Annotated in this window: 14 protein-coding genes; 4 read left to right on the top strand and 10 right to left on the bottom strand. The window is 61.2% G+C overall.

All coding sequences use genetic code 11. The features are described 5' to 3' along the window. The first annotated feature begins 10 nt into the window (after nt 1-10). Nucleotides 11-703, top strand: coding sequence for an alpha/beta family hydrolase (locus PSH80_RS18600; RefSeq protein ID WP_057960313.1), 693 nt, complete (start codon nt 11-13; stop codon nt 701-703). Nucleotides 704-806: 103 nt separating this feature from the next. On the opposite strand, the gene PSH80_RS18595 is transcribed toward PSH80_RS18600, so the two are convergent. From PSH80_RS18595 to acnA, 9 genes are all read right to left on the bottom strand, one after another. Then, nucleotides 807-2,372: a PAS domain-containing methyl-accepting chemotaxis protein gene (locus PSH80_RS18595; RefSeq protein ID WP_057960312.1), complete on the bottom strand. Its 1,566-nt coding sequence runs from the start codon at nt 2,370-2,372 to the stop codon at nt 807-809. 84 nt (nt 2,373-2,456) lie between these two features. Further along, the gene (locus tag PSH80_RS18590) at nt 2,457-3,629 is read right to left on the bottom strand and encodes a glycosyltransferase family 4 protein (RefSeq protein ID WP_305417875.1); all 1,173 of its coding nucleotides are present in this window, start codon (nt 3,627-3,629) and stop codon (nt 2,457-2,459) included. Further along, entirely contained in the window at nt 3,626-4,834 is a 1,209-nt protein-coding gene (locus PSH80_RS18585; RefSeq protein ID WP_262152995.1) for a glycosyltransferase family 4 protein, read from the bottom strand. Before PSH80_RS18585 ends, PSH80_RS18590 begins: the two co-directional genes overlap by 4 nt. Nucleotides 4,835-4,865: 31 nt before the next feature. Next, nucleotides 4,866-5,678, bottom strand: coding sequence for a hypothetical protein (locus tag PSH80_RS18580; protein ID WP_128592863.1), 813 nt, complete (start codon nt 5,676-5,678; stop codon nt 4,866-4,868). Further along, nucleotides 5,602-9,273 (bottom strand): glycosyltransferase, encoded by a 3,672-nt coding sequence (locus PSH80_RS18575; protein WP_305417868.1) that lies wholly within the window; start codon nt 9,271-9,273, stop codon nt 5,602-5,604. The genes PSH80_RS18580 and PSH80_RS18575 overlap by 77 nt, the downstream gene beginning before the upstream one ends. A 22-nt stretch (nt 9,274-9,295) precedes the next feature. Next, nucleotides 9,296-10,558, bottom strand: a complete 1,263-nt coding sequence (gene wecC, locus PSH80_RS18570; RefSeq protein ID WP_305417866.1) for a UDP-N-acetyl-D-mannosamine dehydrogenase — start codon at nt 10,556-10,558, stop codon at nt 9,296-9,298. Beyond that, complete coding sequence (gene wecB / locus PSH80_RS18565; RefSeq protein WP_057444914.1) at nt 10,555-11,694, bottom strand: non-hydrolyzing UDP-N-acetylglucosamine 2-epimerase; 1,140 nt, start codon at nt 11,692-11,694, stop codon at nt 10,555-10,557. The genes wecC and wecB overlap by 4 nt, the downstream gene beginning before the upstream one ends. Nucleotides 11,695-11,913: 219 nt before the next feature. Then, complete coding sequence (locus PSH80_RS18560) at nt 11,914-12,705, bottom strand: CPBP family intramembrane glutamic endopeptidase (RefSeq protein WP_271043562.1); 792 nt, start codon at nt 12,703-12,705, stop codon at nt 11,914-11,916. Nucleotides 12,706-12,854: 149 nt separating this feature from the next. Beyond that, complete coding sequence (acnA, locus tag PSH80_RS18555) at nt 12,855-15,596, bottom strand: aconitate hydratase AcnA (RefSeq protein WP_169989648.1); 2,742 nt, start codon at nt 15,594-15,596, stop codon at nt 12,855-12,857. Nucleotides 15,597-15,786: 190 nt separating this feature from the next. On the opposite strand from acnA, the gene rlmM reads away from it, so the two are divergent. Beyond that, nucleotides 15,787-16,860 carry a 23S rRNA (cytidine(2498)-2'-O)-methyltransferase RlmM gene (rlmM, locus tag PSH80_RS18550; RefSeq protein WP_057960304.1) on the top strand — a complete coding sequence of 358 codons (1,074 nt, stop codon included), beginning with the start codon at nt 15,787-15,789 and terminating at the stop codon, nt 16,858-16,860. A 23-nt stretch (nt 16,861-16,883) separates the two neighbouring features. Next, nucleotides 16,884-17,135 (top strand): sulfurtransferase TusA, encoded by a 252-nt coding sequence (gene tusA, locus PSH80_RS18545; protein WP_057438513.1) that lies wholly within the window; start codon nt 16,884-16,886, stop codon nt 17,133-17,135. Here tusA and PSH80_RS18540 read toward each other — a convergent pair. Then, entirely contained in the window at nt 17,132-18,517 is a 1,386-nt protein-coding gene (locus tag PSH80_RS18540) for an MATE family efflux transporter (RefSeq protein ID WP_057438638.1), read from the bottom strand. The genes tusA and PSH80_RS18540 overlap by 4 nt on opposite strands. Nucleotides 18,518-18,659: 142 nt before the next feature. Here PSH80_RS18540 and pdxB point away from each other — a divergent pair, with 142 nt between their 5' ends. Then, nucleotides 18,660-19,802 (top strand): 4-phosphoerythronate dehydrogenase PdxB, encoded by a 1,143-nt coding sequence (pdxB, locus tag PSH80_RS18535; RefSeq protein ID WP_057438514.1) that lies wholly within the window; start codon nt 18,660-18,662, stop codon nt 19,800-19,802. Nucleotides 19,803-19,852 lie beyond the last annotated feature (50 nt).

Genomic DNA, 19,852 nt, shown 5'->3' with positions numbered 1-19,852 from the left:
CGAGGCAAGCATGGGCAAAGAGCACAAGGCCAGTATTGACGGGGATCAATGGGCGCAGTGTGTGGGGGAATACGGTTGGTTGTGGAATGCAGCCACGCGCGAGGGCGCTGGCCCATCACCCACGCTGATCCTGGCCCACGGTGCTGGCGCGCCGATGGACTCCGGCTTTATGGACGACATGGCTGCACGCCTTGCCGGGCATGGCGTGAACGTATTGCGCTTCGAGTTTCCCTACATGGCCCAGCGCCGTGTGGACGGGGGCAGGCGCCCACCGAATCCGGCTCCAAAGCTGCTGGAATGCTGGCGCGAGGTATATGCCCAGGTGCGACGTCATGTCGCTGGGCCTTTGGCTATTGGCGGCAAGTCCATGGGCGGGCGGATGGCCAGTTTATTGGCCGATGAATTGGCGGCTGATGCACTGGTGTGCCTGGGGTATCCGTTCTATGCGGTGGGCAAGCCAGAAAAGCCACGGGTCGAGCATCTGGCCGGGCTGAAGACCCCGACCTTGATAGTGCAGGGCGAGCGCGATGCGCTGGGTAATCGGGCGGCGGTGGAGGGGTATGTGCTGTCGCCGAGCATCGAGGTGAAGTGGCTGGTGGCGGGGGATCATGATTTGAAGCCGTTGAAGGCTTCGGGGTTTAGTCATGCGCAGCATTTGGAGGCAGCGGCGGGGAAGGTGGCAGGGTTTCTCGGCGCCTGTTAGGGCCTCATCGCGAGCAAGCTCGCTCCTACATTTTGAATGTATTCACAAATCAAAGTGTGGGAGCGAGCTTGCTCGCGATAGCGCTAGATCAGGCAGTCAATCCCTAGCGGTTAAACCGCTCCACCAGCGAATACTGCGTATTCGCCGTATGCGTCAGCTCTTCACTCAACTGCGCCGAGTTCAACGCCTGCTCCGACGTCTGGTCCGCCAACAGCGCAATGGTGCTGATATTGCGGCTGATCTCTTCGGCCACCGAGCTTTGTTCCTCGGTCGCGGCGGCGATCTGGGTGGTCATGTCGGTAATATGGGCCACCGCCTCACTGATCCCCACCAGCGCCGCGTCAGCCTCCATCACCCGTGCCACGCCTTCTTCAGCCTGGCGATGCCCGGCATCCATGGTCTGCACGGCGGTGCTGGCGGTCTGTTGCAGCTTGGCGATCAGGGCATGGATCTGCCCGGTGGATTCGCTGGTGCGTTGCGCCAGCTGCCGCACTTCATCGGCCACCACCGCAAACCCACGGCCCATCTCACCGGCACGCGCCGCTTCGATGGCGGCGTTGAGGGCCAGCAGGTTGGTCTGGTCGGCAATGCCTTTGATCACATCCACCACGCCGCCGATTTCGTCGCTGTCCTTGGCCAGTTGGGTCACGGTTGTCCCGGTCTCTCCAACCACCACCGACAGGCGCTGGATGGCTTCGCGGGTTTCCCCGGCAATGTCCCGGCCACGGCTGGTCAGGCGATTGGCTTCCTGGGTCGCATCGGCCGTGCGCTGTACATGGCTGGCGACTTCCTGGGTGGTGGCGGCCATCTGATTGACGGCGGTGGCCACCTGCTCGGTCTCGACGCGCTGGCGTTCCAGGCCGGTTGAGCTGTTGTGGGCCAGGGTGTTGGACTGGCGCGCCTGGTCGTTGAGGTGCTCGGCGGTGTCCTGCAAACGGGTCAGGCAGGTCTTCAGGCGGGCTTCCTGGCTGAGGATCGACATCTCCAGTCGCGCCTGCGCGCCACGGCTGTCGGTGTACATCTGCGCAATCAGCGGGTCGGAGGTGGTCTGTTCGGCCAGGCGCAGCAGGCGCTTGAGGCCGCGCTGCTGCCAGCTCAGGCCGAGCAGACCCAGGGGCACCGACAAGGCGGCGGCCAGGGCAAACCCCCAGTGGGAGTCGAACCAGACGCCGATCAGGAAGCTCAATTGGCTGACCAGGATAAACGGCAGCCAGTCCTGCAGTACCGGCAACCATTTATCGCTGCGCGGGATGGCCGACTTGCCCTGGTTGATTCGTTGGTACAGCGCTTCGGCACGGCGGATCTGCTCGGCGGTCGGCTTGACCCGCACCGATTCGTAGCCGATCACCTGTTCGCCGTCGAATACCGGGGTCACATAGGCGTTGACCCAGTAGTGATCGCCGGTCTTGCAGCGGTTTTTAACGATGCCCATCCATGGCAAGCCTTGTTTGAGCGTCGTCCACATATGCGCGAACACGGCCGCCGGCACATCCGGGTGGCGAACCAGGTTGTGCGGGGCGCGCATCAGTTCATCCCGGGAAAACCCACTGATCTCGACAAACGCATCGTTGCAGTAAGTGATCACGCCTTTGGCATCGGTCGTGGAGATCAACCGTTGTTGAGCGGGGAAGGTACGTTCGCGCTGGGTAACGGGTTGGTTATTACGCATGATTGATCAATCCGCAAGGCTTTGATAGGTTGTCGGCCCCGGCGGGCTTTTATTTAACTTATTTTTGCAATAATCAGCGGGTTTCTATCGGGTGCCCAGGATGTCCATCGCCATGCGCTGGTGGATGGTGGTCCGTGCGTAATCGCGAACGAATGCCGAGCGGTCGGTGGGCTCGAGCTTGAGTCGAGCCAGTGCGGCGATGGCGGACTCCACATCTGCCGGGGCAAACACCGAAGCGTTGGCGATATGGGTGGTGGCGAAGTGTTTTGAGTAGCCTTCCAGGCCTGCCAGGATCGGCTTGCCGGTGGCGGCGTATTCGAACAACTTGGAAGGAATGACCTTGAGGAACGCCTTGAATGTATTGAGGTGCAAAAAAAGCACATCAGCCTGGTCATAGTGAGTGATGAGTTGGGCGCGGGGTGTCGGTGCAATCAGTTCGACATTCGTGATCTGCCGGCTTTGCAGTTCATCCCGCAACTTTTGTAGCGTGCCGCCATGGCCGATCACGAAGAAGCGCGCCCTGTCAGCCAAGCGTTCAGCCAACTGCGGGATGATTTTTTCCAGGCCCTGGCCTGCGCCGATATTGCCGGCATAGACAATTTTCAGGCGATCGGCAGGTGCCCAGGGGGTGTCCTGTGGGAGTGCTGGCTGGCAGAAGAGGGCGTCAATGCCATTGGTGAAGGTGGAAAACGTCTTATGCGGGTAGCGCTCGACGAAGTAACTGAGAAACCCCGGTGACACCAGGTTGATCCGCGATGCCTGGTTTATCGTAAGCCGTTCGACCACGCAAAACAGCCGGGCCAGGCACTTGCCCATAACGCCGGGGAACAAGTCGGGCAATACATCGACGAAAATATCGCGGATATCCAGATAGAGCGGCGTCTTGCGTGCGCTGGCGATAGACGCCGCCAGGGCGGCGGTCATCAGCCGCGAGGAGGAGGCGAGGATCAAGTCGTACTCTTTGCCCTTTATCGCTTTGCGCACCCCATGGGCATAGGCAACAAACCCCCAGGCCTGATCGCGGAAGTTCCTGGGGTGCTTGGGCAGGGCTATGCGCGTAATACAAAGCCCTGGCCGCTGTTGGGCATCGCTGTCTACCGTGCAAGAAGTGGCATAGCGGTTGGGATGAGTGGTGAGCAAGTCGATCTGCACCTCGTCGCCCGGGTGCGCCAGCAGGGCCTCAACCATCGCTTCGACTCGGAATGCCGCCAGGTCAGGCGGGTAATAGAAGCTCAGTAGCAGAATTCGTATGGTCATGGATGGCCCTGGTCCTTGCCTGCCAACCGGTGGTACAGCCCCACCAGTTCGGCTTCTTGCTGTTCCCAGTTCAAATATCTGGCGGCAATCAGGGTATTGCCGGCATACCTGCGGCGTAACGCGGGATCACCCAGCAGGCGGGTGAGGGCTGTTTGCAGTTGCACGTCGTCACCCGCCGGTACCAGCAGCCCGATGTCATGGGCTCTGACAATCCGGCGAATTTCCGGGAAGTCCGTGGCGATCACCGGCAGCCCGGCGATCACGTACTCGAACAATTTGTTGGAGTCGGTGGTGAAGTGGTTCAGGCAGGTGTTTTCGATGGGTTGCACACCAATGTCGGCCGACGCGGTGTAGCTGGGCAAATCCGCCAGGGGCACCACCGGGATAAAATGCACCCGTTCGGCCAGGCCCAGTTCATTGCATAACGTCATTAACGGCACGCAGAGCTTGCCGCCGCCGATCAGCACGAAATAGGCATCCGGTACCCTTGCCGCTACCCGCAATAGCCGTTCCAGCCCGCGTCCCTGCTGCAATCCTCCCTGATAAACGATGATCGGCCAGGGCTGCAACAGCCCCAGTTCGTTGCGGATCCGTTGCGTCGGCGGACTGTTGCTGAACCGGGGGCGATTCTGCAGCACCTGCGGGCGGGCAATGGCGTATGCCCGGGCAAAGAACTTCGCCCGCGTCTCGGTGGTGGTGATGTTGCCGTCAGTCCTGGGCATCAGCGTGCGCTCGATCAGCGCTACCCACTTGCGGTAGCGCCCGTAACCTTCGCGGCTGGTGCTGAGCTCATGGGCGTCGTACACCAGCTTGGCGCCACTGAGCCGGGCGGCGAGCCAGGCGCTGGGCAGGGTATTGACGTCATGGGCGTGGATCACCGTGGCGCGGTGCCCGGCAATGCGCGCTATCAGGCCGATATGGGTCCACAGCCGGGCAACTACGCGCAGGACGGTCATTGGGTTGCCAGCAGCCGACGCGCTCGGCGATTGTTGCGCTTTGACACGGCGCCATCGCCATAACGGACGTCGTGCGACCCGAACTACCCGGGTGCCATCCATGAGGGTTTCCTTACTACGGGTCACGCCGGGGGTATGCAGCGCGAATACCGTGACTAGATAGCCAGCCGACTGAAGGGTCTGGGCTTGTTTCAATACCCGGGCGTCATTGCGGAATTCGTTCCATACGAGCATGGCAATACGAGTCACGGGAACCCTCTCCTGTTCGGCTAGTTGAGAATCAATGGGCGAAGAACAGGGCATTGATTTTCTGCTGATGGTTTTTCAGATAAATAGCGTCCTCAATCATCGACTTGAGCCGGGCAAGACTTTGCCGGACCAGAATCAACGAGATAAGGGCGATATAGATGGGGGTAGGGGTCATGTACAGAAAGTCCATGACCATAAAGGCAAATGTTCCCAGGAAACCCAGGGAGGACAGGGCATTGAGCAGCGCATGATGGTGGCGCTGCACAATTGAACGGATGCGGTCTTTGCGGTTGTATAAAACGATGATCAGTGTCGTGACGACCGCAATGTAAGTAAGGGCGATGGTCAGTAACGCGGGGTAGATGTAAAGGAGTGCGCCGAGGGTAATTGTCACGAAGCTGGCCGCTGACAAACCTCGGGTGAACCTGGAAAACGCCAGTACCGCCAACGGTCGCTGATGACTCAAGCTGTGGGACTTTTGGTTGTGCTTCATCAGTTGGTAGGCGCCCGTTCTGGAATAGCGCGACGCAATCAGCTCGGACAGTAAGTACAAGCCATAAAACAGAGCGGTCAATAAACTAAGGCCGATAATCAGCCAGGGCTTGCTGAATGACTTGAGGGCCGGGGGTAAATACTCGGGTATCGACTCGGAGCCCAACAGGATGAGTATTTTGATCGGCAACAGGAAGGTCACGATCAATAGGCCTTGCGCGCAGAAGTGGGCGGTATGGGCGGTGAAGGTGGCGGTCGGAGTGACCCGCATGAATTTACGAGCCAATGACATGCACCAGCCCAGAGTCGATAGCAGGGTGATCTGTAATGTCGACGCTTTCTCGATGGTCATTTGAGTCTCGTATGAGGTTGAGTTCAGCCTGTGATATCTGCAGCGTGTCGCTTTGCATAACCACCCGTTGTCTGGCGCGCAGGGACTTTTCCTGGAACGTGCGGGGGTTCAGGAACAGGGTTTCAATGGCGTCGCTCAGCTCGATGAAGCTCTCTGGGGCCGCGAGAAAACCACATTCATCATCGACAAACTCCGGTATTGCGCCGACTCGATTAGTAATAGGTACTAAGCCCGAGGCCATTGCCTCGTCGCGAGAAACACCCTGGGTGTCCATGCGACTGGGGCACAGGAACACCCCATAGTCTTTATGTAGTTCGGCGATTTCGGATTGCTTCAAGTAACCCTTGTCAATCCGCACATTCGCGTATTGGCGCAGGGGGGCCAACGTTTCCTCAAATAAAGGCCCGTCCCCGATCAGGCGAAATTGCAGTTCACTGAACCAGGGTTTTTGCGCCAGCAACTGGATGGCCTTGACACTCAGGTCATTGGCATAAGTGCGCGATACATAGGGGCGGATCGAGAGGATTTTCTTGCGTTGTTCAGGCGGTTTTTCCTGATAGGAAAACAACTGGGTATTAATCGGGTTGTGAATGATCCGGTACTGGTTTTTGGGTAAGCGAAAACCCAGGTCTTCCATGACTTCCTCGGCAAAGTGATGGGAGACGAACACCAGTTGCAAATGGGCCGGCATGGGGTTCAACAGGTTGCGCCAGAAACCCAAGCGCCGCTCGCTTTCAAGTGTGCCCAGTTGCTGTTGTTCTGCGCTGAGGTAGTTGTGCGCCCGCCGCCACCATGGCTGGATTTCGGAGCCATGGACCCAGACAATTGTGGGGAGGGCGTGCTTGCGCAACACCTCCCACATCTGCGGATCCAGGAAGTGCACCAGCACCGATTGGTATGACCCCGACCCGAGCATGTTTGCCAGGGCTGCCTGGGAGCCGGTGATGACATCGACGTTTTCAAACTCTTGGTAACTGACCGGCTCATTTGGCCGCAGGCGGAACACATCCACCGCTAGCCCTTGCGCTTGATACGCGCTCACACGGGTATGCAAAAAGCCGTTCCGGTACAGGTCGTCATAGGCCGGGTAATGGTTGCTCAGCAGCAAGTGCCCGGCTTTGCCGAGCAGGGTCGATGGCTGCGTATCGCGATGGCCCAGGACCAGCGCCTTGATTGTTGTGCTGCCACTTGCGTAAGCGCGGATCCCCAGGCGCACGCAGGCCGTTTCGGGGGGGACATCACAGCTCAGGTTGCAATTAGCCGTGTGCAGCTGATGGCTGATGCGTTGTTTCTGCGCATCTAGAAACAGGATGACCAACTGAATATTCAGGCCTGGGGTGGCATCGAGGAACAGCTTCAGGGGAGCGCTGCTAGCCAGTTGGTCCACGGGCAGTTCCTGCCGGGCATAGTGGTATTCGTGCCGACCGTCCGCGAGGGTTGAACTGATGTGCCAGGTACCTGCGTCGACCTCGGCTTGCAGCAACCTACTGCCTAGTGGGGCAAACAGCTTTGCCAAGGCTTCGCCGCTGATGTACGGCGTGCTGACACTCACTTGCAGCGGGGGGATGGTTTCTGCGTGACGTTGCAGTGTGTCGAGGGTGATACCGCTAGCCACCTCAACATCATCCACCACGGCGCTGACGTGCTGTGGGTTGGCGCCAGCCGCATTTTTACAGTAGTTGAAGGCATCGGTTGCCAGGGCCAGAGGGTTTCGGTACTCGAGGGAGGGCAGGGCGTGGAGCCAGGCGCAGGCAGTTTGCCCGGCCAGCGACGAGGGTTTGATCAGTGCGCAACGGGCGGCGATGGCACTGCTGCAACGGTAGTCTTGCCCTGCGTTCTGTAGATGGATGCCATGCTCGTCGGCTGCGTAGTGCGCCACCTTGCCGATCACGCTGGTCTGGCTGTAGCGCGTGGCCAGGGCCAGGTCGAGCAAGTAGTGGGGGCCGTAATAGTCCTCGGCGAGCATCCCGCCCACCCAGGCTGCGCCGTTGGCCAGTTCAGCCACGGTAATGGCGTTCAATTGCTTGCGGCTGATCAGGCGCAAGCGTGGGTCCGTAGCGGTTGCCCCCGAGTGCACCACTACCGTCATGAGGATATTGCTGTAGCGCTGGCGCTGCAGGTGCCGGGTCAGTGCCAGCAGCTCGGCGTTGTTGACCGCGTTGGCGATGATGCAGATCGTGGGCAAGGGATCGTCTTGAGGCGTGCCGGTGACTTTGGCCATGACATACCGCAAGCGATGAGCGTAGGTGTGTTCCTGCATCACCTTGCGCAAGCCGGCCAGGCGCAGTTTGGCGCTGTATTGCGGGTTGTCCGCCAGTGTCTTGAGCTGGTTGAGCATGTGCGAACTGTTGTCGGTGGCGATAACCAGATCTCCCAACAGCACGCGCAGGCCGCGGGAGAAATTGCTGACAGTCAGGGTGTTGGAGCCCAGCAGCTCGAAGACGCGTCGCGCAAACATCGATTGGGATTGCTTGACCGAGTTGAGATTGATCCCGTAGCGATAGCCTTTGTAGGCCAGGGCCATTTGATCGGCTCTCAAGGTCCCTACGATGTAAGGTTGATACTCCACAGGGAACTGATAGTTGGAGTCTTGTTTGCCGAGGTTGCGGTCGTAGATCTCCAAGGGGCGCAAACGTGACAGTTCACTGATGAGGTTGACGAGGTCGCGGATCCGATCGGGATAACGGACGTAGTAGGAACCGGCAAAGCAGAACCCGTCCTTGCGTTCATACAGCTCAATCGGGTTGTGCACCGCCGGCTGGCAGGCAAAGGGCAGCAGGTAGACGCGGTCGTGTCCCAGTGCGCCTTTATAGCGGTGAATGCAGTCGATATCGGTGGTGAATACAAAGTCGAATTGCTTGGCCGTATTCAGGAAGGTGTCGTAGTGCACGGGGTCTTCCTTGTTCCAGAACACCGTAGGCACGTGGTGTTCCCTGCACCACTGCACGACGCCCCGCAGCTCTTCGCAATTGTGCCCCACTTTGTTGCGCCACACGTCATCCTGGCCGCGCCATGCCGACTCGATAAACAGCAGTTCGGGTTGGAACGCTTCGAGTTCCGCCAGGTAGTGGGTCGGGGTCAGTTGCAGCAACTGGCATTCATGGCGGTAGGCATCGTAGGTAAATGCGTCCATCACGCAGGCCATTCTTAATGGCTTGGCATTCTCCTGGGCACCTGGCAACAGATGGCGGTGGACATGTTCGGCCTCTGCCAGCGGGCGGGGCGCGGGGGTCGCGATAACCGGCGCGGTGGCAGGCAGCGACTGCCGTACATGCTCAACCTTTGTGGGGGTGCAAATCGGACGGTTCCTGCGGGCTTGCCGGTACAGCCTGAACAAGATCGCCGGCAGGCGCAGCAATGCGCTCAGCGAACGGGTGCCGGTCTTCAACTGGTAGCCCAATTGATAGGTGAGGCTGGCGCGAGTCTTGATCAGCCGCTGTTCTGCCAGGTGGCGCTTGGCATTGGCACTGTTCAGGCTGTCGTCAAGCGTGGCGATCTGCTCAAGAGCGCGGGTGAGGGCCGCCTGCAATTGTTCGCTGTTCGCGCGTTGCTCCTCAAGGTCCTGGCGCAGTTGCTTGTGTAAGGCGCGTTCCATCGCATTCATCCTTGATTCGTTCTCAAGCCGCCAGCACGCCGGCAGCATCAATCACCAGAAGGCCATCGCGCAGGGCGGGCATCGACATGAATTCGCGATGCCTGACCAGCACGACATGAATCTGCGCCCGCTCGAGGGCGTCGGTGGTATCGGTCAGCGCGTGCATCGCCATGTCGGCGGGCAGCCCCTCGATGTTCGGTTCTACCAGCAGCAGTTTTACCCCCAGCTCCTTGCCCAGTTGCCGGGCGATACCCAGGGCGGGGCTTTCACGCAGGTCGTCGATATCGGCCTTGAACGCCAGGCCATAGCAGGCGATCCGTACGCTGCCTGCCTGCAGGTCGGTACGCTTGAGCAGCAGCGTGGCCAACGCCAGCTTGACCTGTTGGATCACCCACTGCGGCTTATACTCATTGACCTCGCGGGCCGTACGGATCAGGCGCGCCAGTTCCGGGGTCTGGCTGACGATGAACCACGGATCGACGGCAATGCAGTGCCCGCCCACACCCGGACCTGGCTGGAGGATGTTCACCCGCGGGTGATGGTTGGCCAGGCGAATCAGCTCCCAAGGGTTGATCCTCAACTGTGCGCAGATCATTGACAGCTCATTGGCGAAGGCAATATTGACGTCGCGAAAGCTGTTTTCCGTGAGCTTGCACATTTCTGCCGTACGCGCGTCGGTCACAAGGCACTGGCCTTCGACGAACGTCTGGTACAACTGCGCTGCGGCGGCCGAACAGGCCGGCGTCAGGCCGCCGATGATCCGATCATTGCTCACCAGTTCGCGTAGTACATGGCCCGGCAACACACGCTCCGGGCAGTGGGCGATGCGGATATCGCTGGCTTCGCCGTGGGTTGCCGGGAAGGTCAGATCGGGGCGCGCCCGGGCAAGCCACTGGGCCATGCGCTCGGTGGTGCCCACCGGGGAAGTGGACTCGAGGATGACCAGGTCGCGTTTTTTCAGCGCCGGGGCCAGGGTTTCGACCGCTGCCCGGATATAGCTCAGGTCGGGTTCATGCTTGTCCTTGAATGGCGTGGGGACGGCGATCAGGAACGCCTGCGCAGGTTCCACCGTGGTGGTTGCCCGCAGGTAGCCTTGGGTGATCACCGCGTGAACCAGCAGCTCCAGCCCGGGCTCGACAATATGCACGGCCCCGCGATTGATGATGTCCACGATGCGCGGGTTGATATCCACGCCGACCACCTGTTTTTTGCGCGAGGCAAAAATGGCTGCGGTTGGCAGGCCGATGTAGCCCAGGCCGATGACGCAAATCTTCTCGACACTCATGCGGCGGCCTCGTTTTTTTGTGGAAGGTCCAGTAGCGCTGCCCGAATACGCAGGCAAGCGTTACCGTCGCCATAAGGGTTATGGGCGATGCTCATTTGCCGATACTCGGCCTCGTTCTCCAGCAATTGGTTGAGGTGATGGGTGATGCAACCGATGTCGGTGCCTACCAGCCTGACGGTGCCTGCCGCGACCGCTTCGGGGCGCTCTGTGGTCTCGCGCATCACCAGCACCGGCTTGCCCAGGGCGGGTGCTTCTTCCTGGATGCCGCCCGAATCGGTCAGGATCAGGTGGGCGCGGGTCATCAGGTACACGAAGGGCAAGTAATCCTGGGGGGCGATCAGGTACACGTTGTCGATCCCCGCCAGCAGACGTTTCACCGGCTGCTGTACGTTGGGGTTCAGGTGCACGGGGTAAACAAAGGCCACGTCCGGAAAGCACCGGGCGCTGTGAGCCAGGGCCTGGCAGATACGCTCCAGACCTTCGCCAAAGTTCTCGCGGCGATGACCCGTCACCAGCACCATGCGTTGCCCCAGGGGCAGGAAGGCAAACTGCCGATCAAGCCTGGCGCGGATCGGCACCAGTTTCTCCACCGTACTGAGCAGCGCATCAATCACGGTGTTGCCCGTGACATGGATGCTGTCCGGGGCTACGCCTTCATTGAGCAGGTTTTGCCGGGATGTTTGCGTGGGCGCAAAGTGGATCGTCGCCAGGCTGCCGGTCAGGCGTCGATTGCCTTCTTCCGGCCAGGGCGAATACAGATCGTTGGTGCGCAGCCCAGCCTCGATGTGGGCAATCGGGATCTGCCGGTAATAGGCCGCCAGGCTGGCGGCGAAGGTGGTGGCGGTGTCGCCGTGAACCAGGATCACATCCGGTTTGAAGTCATCCAGCACCGCCTGCAGTCCCTGGATGATGGCCGTGGTCACATCCGTCAGGTTTTGGCCTGCCTTCATGATGTTCAGGTCGTAATCAGGCACCAGCTCAAACAGCTCAAGCACTTGGTCCAGCATCTCGCGATGCTGCGCTGTGACACAGATTCTTGCGTCGAAATCGGCATCAGCTGCCAGTTGGATCGCCAGCGGCGCCATTTTTATGGCCTCCGGACGAGTGCCGAAGATGGACAGGGTCTTGAGAGTCATGGGCGTGGGTTCTTATTGGGTACCTGACACACAGGCGTGGGTTCCCTCATCGCAGTCCCGGCAATTGAAAGCTCTGCTGGTTGGGTGAGTACGAAAGCTCCTAGGCATTCTGCCGAACGGGGGTAGGTGCGACCACTGACCGTACGGCTAGGTTTTATCGAACCCCGAACACACAAAAGCCGCCCGAAGGCGGCTTTGTGTTCAGTGCAGAGTGGCGGCTCAGCCCGCCAGCATCGGGTAGGTAAACAGCCCGAAATGCAGCAGGTTCAAGCCAAAGTGTGTGGCAATCGCTGCGCCCAGGCCGCCGAAGCGGTAGGCCAGGCCGTACCCCGCGCCGGCGATACTGGCCAGCAGCACCCATTGCCAACCCGCGCCCACATGCACCAGGCCAAACAGCAGCGAGGCCAGCAGCAAGGCGAGGTTTTCGCCATAAGGCAGTTGCTTGAAGCGCCGGCTCAGGCCGCCCTGGATATAGCCGCGAAACAGTGCCTCCTCAACCAGGGTCACCAGTAACAGGTTGTTCAACACCCAGAGCCAGGCCTGGTCCGGCCATTTGGGCGCCCAACTGATAATGCCCAGAAGCACCGCCCCGCCGAGGGCGGCGATGGTGGTCAGGGTCAAGGCCAGGGCCGTGGCATAGATCGACAGGCGCAACGGGCGGCGAGCGACGATCCACGGGCAGACCAGCAGCAGCCAGAAACCGATCAGCGGTTTGTCCTGGTTCAGGTACATCGAGAAGGGCACGGCATCGGCGCTGAAGCGCTGCGGGTCGATGCCGCGACCGTTGTAGAAACCGGGCAGCCAGTGCATCGCCAGGCCGAGGGCCAATACAATGAACAGGCCATGGCCAAGGTAGCGCGCCCATGGGACGTGTTGTTGGCGCACGGCGTAACCTGCCACCAGCAATAGGCCGATGGACACCAGGGCCAGTAAACCCAGTTGCCCGTAGGCCAGGGCCAGTGCATAGCCGATGGATAGAAGTGCCAGGTACAGCCAGGGTAAAGCGGGCATTGAAAATCCTTGTGACGTTAAAAATGACGCAATTGCTTTTGCAGGAACCGGCAAGCCGGTTCTTGCAACGGGTGCGTATTATAGCGGCGGTACCTGGAGGCAAAAATGAAAACACCGCCCGAAGGCGGTGTTTTGTATGGCTTGACGCGTTATGAAGCGATCAGCTGACGCAATACATAGTGCAGAATCCCTCCCGCCTTGAAGTACTCAACTTCATTGAGGGTGTCGATCCGGCACAGCACCTCGACCTTCTCGCTACGGCCATCTTCGCGGGTAATCACCAGCGTCAGGTTCATACGTGGCTCGATCTCGGCATGGGTCAGGCCGAGGATGTCGATCTTCTCCTTGCCGGTCAGTTGCAGGGCCTTGCGGTTCTGGTCCAGCTTGAACTGCAATGGCAGCACGCCCATGCCCACCAGGTTGGAACGGTGGATACGCTCGAAGCTCTCGGCGATCACCGCCTTGACCCCCAGCAAGTTGGTGCCCTTGGCGGCCCAGTCGCGGCTGGAGCCGGTGCCGTACTCCTGGCCGGCGATCACCACCAATGGCGTGCCGGATGCCTGGTATTTCATGGCCGCATCGTAGATCGGCATCTTCTCGCCGGTAGGAATGTAGAGGGTGTTGCCCCCTTCTTCGCCGCCGAGCATTTCGTTGCGGATGCGGATGTTGGCGAAGGTGCCGCGCATCATCACTTCATGGTTGCCGCGGCGCGAGCCGTAGGAGTTGAAGTCCCGCGGTTCCACACCCTGTTCGCGCAGGTAGCGTCCGGCAGGACTGTCGGCCTTGATATTGCCGGCAGGGGAGATGTGGTCGGTGGTCACCGAGTCGCCAAGCAGCGCCAGGATATTGGCGCCCTGCACATCCTTGATCACCGGCAGCGGACCGGCGATGTCATCGAAAAACGGTGGATGCTGGATATAGGTGGAGTCTTCTTGCCACACATAGGTTGCGGCCTGCGGCACTTCAATGGCTTGCCACTGTGCGTCACCGGCAAACACCTCGGCGTATTCCTTGTGGAACATGCCGGTGCTGACCTGGGCCACCGCGTCGGCGATCTCCTGGCTGCTGGGCCAGATATCGCGCAGGTAGACCGGCTGGCCATCCTTGCCGGTACCCAGGGGCTCGCTGCTGATATCAATGCGCACGGTCCCGGCCAGGGCATAGGCCACCACCAGCGGTGGCGAGGCCAGCCAGTTGGTTTTCACCAGCGGGTGCACGCGGCCTTCGAAGTTTCGGTTGCCGGACAGCACCGACGCTACCGTCAGGTCGGCTTGCTGAATGGCTTTCTCGATAGGCTCAGGCAGCGGCCCGGAGTTGCCGATGCAGGTAGTGCAGCCATAGCCCACCAGGTCGAAGCCCAGTTGGTCCAGGTAGGGGGTCAGGCCGGCGGCATTGTAGTAATCGGTGACCACCTTGGAGCCGGGCGCCAGCGAGCTCTTTACCCAGGGCTTGCGGCTCAGGCCCTTTTCCACGGCTTTTTTCGCGACCAGGCCGGCGGCCATCATCACGCTCGGGTTGGAGGTGTTGGTGCACGAAGTAATTGCCGCAATCACCACCGCGCCGTTTTTCAGGCGATAGGTCTGGCCTTCGAAGTCGTAGTCGGCTTCACCCACCAGGTCGGCATTGCCCACCGCAACACCGCCACCGCCTTCACTTTCCAGGCGACCTTCTTCCTTGCTGGCAGGCTTGAACTGCAAGTCGAGGAAGTCGCTGAAGGCCTGGCTCACATCCGGCAGCGAGACCCGGTCCTGCGGGCGTTTCGGCCCGGCCAGGCTGGCCTCGACAGTGCCCATGTCGAGGGCCAGGCTGTCGGTGAACACCGGCTCTTCGCCGGCGTTGCGCCACAGGCCCTGGGCCTTGGTATAGGCCTCGACCAGCTTGACGGTGGCGGCAGGCCGGCCCGACAGGCGCAGGTAGTCCAGGGTCACGTCATCCACTGGGAAAAAGCCGCAGGTGGCGCCGTATTCCGGGGCCATGTTGGCGATGGTGGCGCGGTCGGCCAGGGGCAGATCGGCGAGGCCGTCGCCATAGAACTCGACGAACTTGCCCACTACGCCTTTTTTACGCAGCATCTGCGTGACCGTCAGTACCAGGTCGGTGGCGGTGATGCCTTCTTTCAATTTGCCGGTGAGCTTGAAGCCGATCACTTCCGGGATCAGCATCGACACCGGCTGGCCGAGCATCGCCGCTTCTGCCTCGATACCGCCCACGCCCCAGCCCAGCACGCCGAGACCGTTGATCATGGTGGTGTGGGAGTCGGTGCCCACCAGGGTGTCGGGGAAGGCGTAGGTGCGGCCATCTTCGTCCTTGGTCCACACGGTGCGGCCCAGGTATTCCAGGTTGACCTGGTGACAGATGCCGGTACCCGGCGGCACGACGCTGAAATTATCAAAGGCGCTCTGGCCCCAGCGCAGGAACGCATAACGTTCGCCGTTGCGCTGCATTTCGATATCGACGTTTTGCTCGAAGGCGTCGGCATTGCCGAACTTGTCGACCATCACCGAGTGGTCAATCACCAGGTCCACCGGCGACAGCGGGTTGATGCGCTGCGGATCGCCACCGGCCTTGGCCACGGCGGCGCGCATGGCGGCCAGGTCGACCACGGCGGGTACGCCGGTAAAGTCCTGCATCAATACCCGGGCCGGGCGGTACTGTATTTCGCGATCGGAGCGGCGCTCCTTGAGCCAGGCGGCAAGGGCCTTGAGGTCGGCGCCGGTGACGGTTTTGTCGTCCTCCCAGCGCAGCAGGTTTTCCAGCAGCACCTTGAGGGACATCGGCAACTTGTCCAGGTCTCCCAGGCTCTTGGCGGCTTCGGGCAGGCTGAAGTAGTGGTAGGTCTTGCTGTCGATCTGCAGGGTCTTAAGGGTTCTCAGGCTATCAACGGATGACATTACATGACTCCTTATGGTCCGCACGGCTACGGACCTGACGGGACGAACAGAGCTTATAAGCTAGCCCGGTTTTCAGTAGCAGGCTAATTACTGGACTCTATGGGCAAGTCCAAGGTTCCGAACTCAGCTATCATGCGCGCGTTTTCATGACAGGCATTGCGATAGAGCAAGCCAGTTGCCAGGAGATTCAATGAACACCCTTTTTATGCACTGCCGCCCGGGTTTTGAAGGCGAAGTCTGTTCCGAGATCGCGGAACACGCCGCGCGCCTGAACGTTTCCGGCTATGCCAAGGCCAAGACCGGCAGCGCCTGCGCCGAATTTGTCTGCACCGAAGAAGACGGCGCCCAGCGCCTGATGCGCGGCCAACGCTTTGCCGAGCTGATCTTCCCAAGGCAGTGGGCGCGCGGGGTGTTCATCGACTTGCCGGAAACCGACCGCATCAGCGTGATCCTCGCGCACCTGCGGGATTTCCCGGTGTGCGGCAGCCTGTGGCTGGAGATGGTCGATACCAACGACGGCAAGGAACTGTCGAACTTCTGCAAGAAATTCGAAGTGCATCTGCGCAAGGCCCTGCTGGCCGCCGACAAACTGGTCGAAGACCCGAGCAAGCCGCGCCTGCTGCTGACCTTCAAGAGCGGTCGCGAAGTGTTTATGGGCCTGGCCGAGTCAAACAACTCGGCGATGTGGCCGATGGGCATCCCGCGCCTGAAGTTCCCTCGTGACGCGCCCAGCCGCTCGACCTTGAAGCTGGAGGAGGCCTGGCACCACTTTATCCCCCGCGACCAGTGGGACGAGCGCCTGCACGGCGACATGACCGGCGTAGACCTCGGCGCAGCACCAGGCGGCTGGACCTGGCAGTTGGTCAATCGCGGCATGCTGGTGACGGCGATTGATAACGGCCCCATGGCCGAAAGCCTGATGGACACCGGCCTGGTGCAACACTTGATGGCGGATGGTTTTACCTTCACCCCCAAGCAGCCGGTGGACTGGATGGTCTGCGATATCGTCGAGAAACCGGCGCGTAACGCGGCCCTGCTGGAAACCTGGATTGGCGAGGGGCATTGCCGCGAAGCGGTGGTCAACCTCAAGTTGCCGATGAAACAGCGCTACGCCGAAGTAAAACGCCTGCTGGAGCGCATCGAAGAAGGCTTCAAGGCGCGGGGCATCCGGGTAGAAATCGGTTGCAAGCAGCTGTACCACGACCGTGAGGAAGTGACCTGCCACCTGCGCCGCCTGGACGTAAAGAAACCCAAGGCCCGCTAAAGACGACCTTGTAGGAGTGAGTGATGAGCGACATTTTTGACCCTGCCGTCGACGGCACCCTCGACGCCACCGGCCTCAACTGCCCGGAGCCGGTAATGATGCTGCACCAGCACATCCGCGACCTGGCGCCCGGCGGCCTGCTCAAGGTGATCGCGACCGATCCCTCGACCCGCCGCGATATCCCCAAGTTCTGTGTGTTCCTGGACCATGAACTGGTGGAACAGCGCGAAGAGGCGGGGACTTACCTGTACTGGATCCGCAAGAAGCTCGCTTAAACCGCCGTGCGGATGCGCTTGCGCGCACTGCGTGCCAGGCGCACCACCAGCATCGCCGCCGCGCAACTGAGGCCGACGATCAGGCCCTGCCACAAGCCGCTCGGGCCGCTGGGCTGGCCCAGCCAGTCGGTCAGCCCCAGCAAGTAACCCACCGGCAGGCCCAAGCCCCAATAGGCGAACAGGGTCAGGACCATGGTCACCCGGGTGTCCTGGTAGCCACGCAACGCGCCGGCGGCCGTCACCTGGATCGCATCCGAGAACTGGAACAGCGCCGCAAACACAATCAGCATCGCCGCCACCTGGACCACCTGCGGGTCGGCGGTGTAGATCGTGGCGATCTGCTCGCGAAACAACAGCATCAGGCTGCACGATAGGCAGGCATAGGCCAGTGCGGTGCCCATCCCCACGCCAGCGGCGAAGCGCGCTTCACGGGGTTCGCCACGGCCCAGGGCCTGGCCGACCCGCACGGTCACGGCCATGCTCAGGGAGTAGGGGATCATGAACACCAGGGAACTGAAGTTCAGGGCGATCTGATGCCCGGCGACCACGGTTGCGCCCAGGCTGCCGATCAGCAGGGCGATCACCGCAAAGATGCTCGACTCGGCAAATACGGCGATGCCAATCGGCAGGCCGATGCTCAGGATACGCTTGATCACCGACCATTTCGGCCAGTCGAAGCGTTTGAACAGCTCGCTGGCGTGATAGGCCGGGGCCCAGCGGGTCCACCCGACGAAGCCCAGCATCATTGCCCACATCACAATCCCGGTGGCCCAGCCGCAGCCCACGCCGCCCATGGCCGGCACACCGAAATGGCCATAGATGAACACGTAGTTCAACGGAATATTCAACGCCAGCCCGCCCAGGCCGAGGAGCATGCTTGGGCGCGTGCGGCCCAGGCCGTCACTGAAGCAGCGCAGCACGTAGTACAGCGCCACCGCCGGCATGCCCGCCGCGATGCCGTGCAGGTAGCCCATGCAGGGGGCGATCAGCTCGGGATCGACGTTCATCGCATGCAGGATCGGTTCGGCACTGATCAGCAGCAATGACGCGGTGCCTCCCACCACCAGCGCCAACCACAACGCCTGGCGCACCAGCGGGCCGATCTCGGCGTGGCTGCCGGCGCCAAAGCGCTGCGCGACTTTGGGGGTGGTGGCCAGCAAGGTGCCGGTCATCAACAGATACACCGGAATCCAGATGGAGTTGCCCAGGGCCACTGCCGCCAGGTCTCGCGCACTGACGCGCCCGGCCATCACCGCATCGACAAAACCCATGGCGGTGGTTGCCAGTTGCCCGATCATGATCGGCAGGGCCAGCGCCAGCAGGCTGTGGACTTCCCGGCGAACGCGGGCAGGGCGGGAGAGGGTTGTGGTGGCAGTGTTCACGTACAGATGTCCGATAAGGGAGAACTCAGGACGGCGCATTCTACGCCTTGACGGATGGGTCAGGAAAATACCTGTGTAGCGGATTTGTAAACGCGCCACAGGCTGGTGCCTGTACACTGCGGGTCCGCCAAAGGAGCCTGCCATGCTGATTGTTGCCGACGAAAATATCCCGCTGCTCGATGCGTTCTTCGAAGGGTTTGGCGAGATCCGCCGCGTGCCCGGTCGGGCCATTGACCGCGCCGCCATTGAACAGGCCGATGTGCTGCTGGTGCGCTCGGTGACCAACGTCAACCGCGCGCTGCTGGAAGGCACGCCGGTACGGTTCGTCGGCACCTGCACCATCGGCACCGATCACCTGGACCTCGATTACTTTCAGCGGGCCGGTATCCAATGGTCCAGCGCGCCGGGTTGCAACGCCCGGGGGGTGGTGGATTATGTGCTGGGGAGCCTGTTGACCCTGGCTGAAATCGAGGGCGCAGACCTGAACCAGCGGACGTATGGCATCGTCGGTGCCGGTGAAGTGGGCGGGCGCCTGGTCAAGGTGCTCAAGGGCCTGGGTTGGAAAGTGCTGGTCTGCGATCCGCCACGCCAGGTCGCCGAAGACGGTGATTACGTCAGCCTGGAACAGATCATCGAGCAATGTGATGTGATCAGCCTGCATACCCCGCTGAAAAAATCCGGCAGTGGCTCGACCTGGCACCTGCTGGATCGCCAGCGCCTGGAGCAGTTGCAGCCGGGTACCTGGCTGATCAACGCCAGCCGCGGCCCGGTGGTGGATAATGCGGCGCTGCGCGAGGTGTTGCTGGACCGCGAAGACCTGCAGGCGGTGCTGGATGTGTGGGAAGGCGAGCCCGAAGTGGATGTCGAGCTGGCCGAGTTGTGCGTGCTGGCGACCCCGCATATCGCCGGCTACAGCCTGGACGGCAAGCAGCGCGGCACGGCGCAGATCTACCAGGCGCTGTGCGCGCACCTTGGGCAGCCGGCGAGCATTCAGTTGAGTGACTTGCTGCCTGAGCCTTGGCTGGCGGAGGTTAACCTCAATGCCAGCACCGACCCGGCCTGGGCCCTGGCGACGCTTTGCCGCAGCGTCTACGACCCGCGGCGCGATGATGCAGATTTCCGCCGCAGCCTCGTGGGCACTGTGGAGGAGCAGCGCAAGGCGTTCGACCTGCTGCGCAAGCACTACCCGGACCGCCGCGAGATTGACGGCTTGAAGGTGCGGATCAGCGGTGAGTCGGCAGCCTTGCAGACCCTCGTCACCAGCTTGGGCGCAAGCCTTTGCTGATCGACATAGCGCAGGCATAAAAAACCCGGCCACCTGGGCCGGGTCTGAAA

Source organism: Pseudomonas sp. FP818, from assembly GCF_030687335.1.
Classification (GTDB): Bacteria; Pseudomonadota; Gammaproteobacteria; order Pseudomonadales; family Pseudomonadaceae; genus Aquipseudomonas; species Aquipseudomonas shahriarae.
This window is presented reverse-complemented; position numbering and strand designations above follow the sequence as displayed.